The sequence below is a fragment of the Streptomyces sp. NH27 genome (genome assembly GCF_056859195.1).
On record NZ_JACEGK010000689.1, the window covers coordinates 1 to 3,453 of the forward strand.

Below are 3,453 nucleotides of genomic sequence, written 5' to 3' on the forward strand. Positions count from 1 at the left end.
GCACCTGTTCCGACGCCTGTTCCGGCGCCCGTTCCAGCACCCGCTCCGGAGACCGCCGCCATCGTCATGCGGCCCGGCGCGGCGCACAGGCGATCCACAGAGCGGCGCACAGCTTCCGGCGCCCCCGGACGGTCAAGGGACAGCAAAATCACGGCAATTGGTCTAGTCCCTTTTCATCTGCGGCAACGCGTCCGGCCTCGCCCGCGGCGCCCAGATTGGTACAGTCCAATTGTTCGTCCGACCCATTGCCGCTCGACGGCGGCCTCGGCTGTCCTGGCTGTGCGATACCCCGACAGTGCGACGTGGAGCGGGAGTCATGCCGTTCCGCGCTGCCCTGGGCATCCCCCCACCACCAAGGAGAGCCGTGTTCCCAGGACTCAGAACGCCCAGACCTCTCCGCCGGTCGGCGCGGTTACGCGCCCGGCTGGCCACCGGACTCACCGCCATCGCCCTCGCGCTGGCCGGGCTCGTCGGGCTCAACACCCCAGCCGCGCATGCCGCGGGCGTACTCACCGCGGAGTTCAGCAGCACCGGCAGCGGCTCGTCGTGGTCCGGCAGCTACGTCGTCAAGAACGGCTCGTCGGCCGCCGTGAACGGCTGGAGCCTGGAGTTCGACCTTCCGGCCGGTGTGAAGATCAGCAGCGAGACGAACGGCACCAGCACCGTCACCGGCTCGCACGTCGTCGTCACGCCCGCGTACTACAACTCGACGATCCCGGCGAACGGGTCCACCTACCCGTACAGCTACACGTTCCAGGCGTCGGGCCCGATCAGCGTGCCGACCGGGTGCCTGATCAACGGCGACAAGTGCGACGGCAGCCCGGCGGTCCCCCCGAAGGCGCCGACCGGCGTCGCCGTCGCCGACGCCACCGCGCACACGGTGAGCCTGAAGTGGACCGCGGCGGCCATCGGCGACTTCCCCGTGGCGTCCTACGACGTGCTGCAGGGCGACACCGTCGTGGCCTCCAGCGCCACCACCACGGCGACCGTGCCCAACCTGTCCCCGGCGACGTCGTACCAGTTCACGGTGCGGGCGAAGGACACCCGCGGCAACACCGGCCCGGCCAGTGACCCGGTCACCGCGACCACCTTCGACCCGTCCACCGACACGATTCCGCCGACCGCCCCGGGCAACCTGCGGGCGGGCACCGTCACCTCCAGCACCGTCCAGCTGTCGTGGGACGCGGCGACCGACAACATCCGCGTCGCCGCCTACGACGTCTACCAGGGCTCGACGCTCGCCGCGACGGTGCCCGCCGACACCCTCACCACCACCCTGGTCGGTCTCGCGCCCGCCACCACGTACACCTTCACCGTGAAGGCCCGCGACCTGGCCGACAACGCCTCGCCGGCCGGCAAGCCGGTCTCCGTCACCACCCAGGAGGCCGTGGGCAACGGCGGGTACGCCAAGGTCGGCTACTTCGTGCAGTGGGGTATCTACGGCCGCCAGTACTTCGTGAAGAACCTCGACACCTCGGGCGCCGCCGCCAAGCTGGACGTGATCAACTACGCGTTCGGCAACATCGACCCGGCCAACCTCACCTGCCTCAACGGCGTGACCAAGGCCACCACGGCCGACCCGGAGGACCCGAGCCAGGGTGACGGCGCCGGCGACGCGGACGCCGACTACGGCCGGGCGTTCCCCGCCTCGCAGTCCGTCAACGGCCAGGCCGACGACGGCTGGGGCAAGCTGCGCGGCAACTTCAACCAGCTCAAGGAGCTCAAGGCCAAGTACCCGAACCTGAAGGTCGTGATGTCGCTCGGCGGCTGGACGTACTCCAAGTACTTCTCCGACGTGGCCGCCACCGACGCCTCCCGCAAGAAGTTCGTGCAGTCCTGCATCGACATGTACATCAAGGGCAACCTGCCGGAGACCGAGGGCGCGGGCGGTCCGGGCGTCGCCGCGGGCATCTTCGACGGCTTCGACCTCGACTGGGAGTGGCCCGGCTCCGCGGACGGCCACCCCGGCAACCACTGGAGCACCAACGACAAGGCGAACTTCACCGCGCTGATCGCCGAGTTCCGCACAGAGCTCGACGCGCTCGGCGGCGACCACAAGCTGCTCACCGCCTTCACTCCGGCCGACCCGAAGAAGATCGACGCCGGCTGGGACCTGCCGCAGGTGTCGAAGAACCTGGACATCGAGAACATCCAGGGCTACGACTTCCACGGCTCGGGCAGCGACAACTCCTGGGAGCCGAACCGCACCGGTGACCAGGCCAACCTCTACCCCGACCCCAACTCGCCCTACCCGAACGACTTCAGCGTCGACGGCGCGGTGCAGACCTACCTCGACGCCGGCGTCAGCCCGCGCAAGCTCACCATCGGCTTCCCCTTCTACGGCAGAGGCTGGCAGCAGGTGGCCGACGGTGGGGCGAACGGCGAGTGGCAGAGCGCCAACGGCGCCGCGCCCGGCCAGTTCGCCGAGGAGGCCGGCACCCGCGGCTACAACAACCTGATCACCAGCGTGCCGGGCCTGACCGTCTACCACAACGACCAGACCGTGGCCACCTACGGCTACACCGGCGCGGGCGGCCAGTGGTGGTCCTTCGACGACACCTGGTCCATCGGCAAGAAGGCCCAGTACATCAAGTCCAAGCACCTGCTGGGCGCGATGATCTGGGAGATGTCCGGCGACACCCCCGACGGTTCGCTGCTCAACGCCCTCAACACCGGGCTCCAGAACTGACGGCGGCACCCTGAACGGAGCGAACACCTGCTGGGGCCGTCCGGGAGCGCACCCGGGCGGCCCCGGCCGCTGGTCGCACGGCTGGGACAAAACTGGCAGGGATGCCAATTGACATGGCCGACACGTTGGCTAGGCTGAGCGCCATGCAGGTCACACCACCCGAAGCCGCGTCCGAAGCCGCGTCCGAACCCGGGCTGCGAGAGCGCAAGAAGGAGCAGACCCGGCACGAGTTGCGCGAGAGCGCCACCCGTCTCTTCGCCGTCCACGGATTCGCGGGCACCACGATCGCCGACATCGCCGGCGGCGCCAACGTCTCCGAGCGCACCTTCTTCCGCTACTTCGACAGCAAGGAGGCGCTGCTGCTGCCCGACGGGGTGGAGCTGTTCGCCCGGCTGGAGGCGGAGTTGGCGGCCCGGCCGGCCGGGGAGCCGCCGCTCGACGCGGTGTGCGGGGCGCTGCTGGCGGCGGCCCGCTCCTTCGGCGCCAGCAGCCTGAGCGCGCTCACCCACGCGCCGGAGGGCACCGAGTCCCTGGTGATGGCGCGGCTGGTGCAGGAGTTCGTGCACTTCGAGGACCGGCTCGCCACGCTCGTCGAGCGGCGGCTGCCGCCCGGCACCCCGGATCGCGATCTGCGCGCGGCCGTCCTCGCCGGCGCCGCGCTGTCCGCCGCCCGCGCGACGCTGCGTACGCAGCGCAGCCGGCGCGCGGCCCGCACCGCCGAGCCCCCCGCGGCGCTCCTGCTGCCCGTGGCCCGGGCCCTGCTC

General features: G+C 70.7%; 2 protein-coding genes. Both read left to right on the forward strand.

Annotated elements, in window-relative coordinates:
• The first annotated feature begins 316 nt into the window (after positions 1–316).
• Positions 317–2,689, forward strand: a complete 2,373-nt coding sequence (locus AC13HU_RS34450) for a glycosyl hydrolase family 18 protein (protein ID WP_483045929.1) — start codon at positions 317–319, stop codon at positions 2,687–2,689.
• Between the two features lie 143 nt (positions 2,690–2,832).
• Positions 2,833–3,453, forward strand: a 621-nt coding sequence (locus tag AC13HU_RS34455; protein WP_483045930.1) for a TetR family transcriptional regulator, incomplete at its 3' end; no start/stop codon positions are given.